1 protein-coding gene is annotated in these 782 nt (G+C 49.1%); it reads right to left on the bottom strand.

Annotated elements, in window-relative coordinates; genetic code table 11:
- Positions 1–192: 192 nt before the first annotated feature.
- Positions 193–438 (bottom strand): hypothetical protein, encoded by a 246-nt coding sequence (locus CIK92_RS03265; RefSeq protein WP_094388157.1) that lies wholly within the window; start codon positions 436–438, stop codon positions 193–195.
- Positions 439–782 lie beyond the last annotated feature (344 nt).

Here is a 782-nt window from a genome sequence, read left to right as displayed (position 1 = left end):
GTGTTCTTACCCAGGGTAGAGGCGCTGCTCGCCTCAACCCTGGGCTATGAAATCGCAACTCCTACAGAGTTGCCAGGGGTGCGTACCATCAACCACAAGCCCCATCCTAACCTTCCCCAAGGGGAAGGAAAAAAGCCCAAAAGATGTCCATATTCCAATCTTTTACAAGGAACGGAGCGCAATCATAACCCCCTAAAGCACAGCGAGAATGAATTCCCACCCCTTGGTGAGGGCTGGGGAGGGGCTTACAATCAGCTGTTTTTTTACCGCCAAAGGCGGACTTTTTTTACGGCCAACGGCCGCTTTTTGAACCGTGGCAGCTGTTGTCGTCATGCAAAGCATGGCGTTGGGGGTGGCGGCGACGACAAGGAGGAAAACTTGTTTTCCGACTGCCGTCACCGACAGCCACAAAAAGGCGAAGCCGACAACAGCCGCCATGGCTTTTTGTGTTTGTATCGTCCACAAATAGAAGCAACTAAGTATAGATTAGCTCCGCGAATGAACCCTTGTCTCCTGCTGTGGATAACGCCTTCGGCTAATCGCAACTCTTACAGAGTAGCTAAGTAGGGTGGTGTTCTTACCCAGGGTAGAGGCGCTGCTCGCCTCAACCCTGGGCTATGAAATCGCAACTCCTACAGAGTTGCCGTAGAGAAGCCCCTGTACCTTCCTGAAAAAAGTTGAATGGATTTTACATTAACCCGACTATAAGTTGATTGTTTTTTTACTTAACCCTAGTCAAGGTTGAATTTATTCTCTTAACCCTATTGAAAGTTGAGTATTGT

The organism is Prevotella sp. P4-67, assembly GCF_002251325.1.
In the GTDB taxonomy this organism is placed as follows: Bacteria; Bacteroidota; Bacteroidia; order Bacteroidales; family Bacteroidaceae; genus Prevotella.
This window is presented reverse-complemented; position numbering and strand designations above follow the sequence as displayed.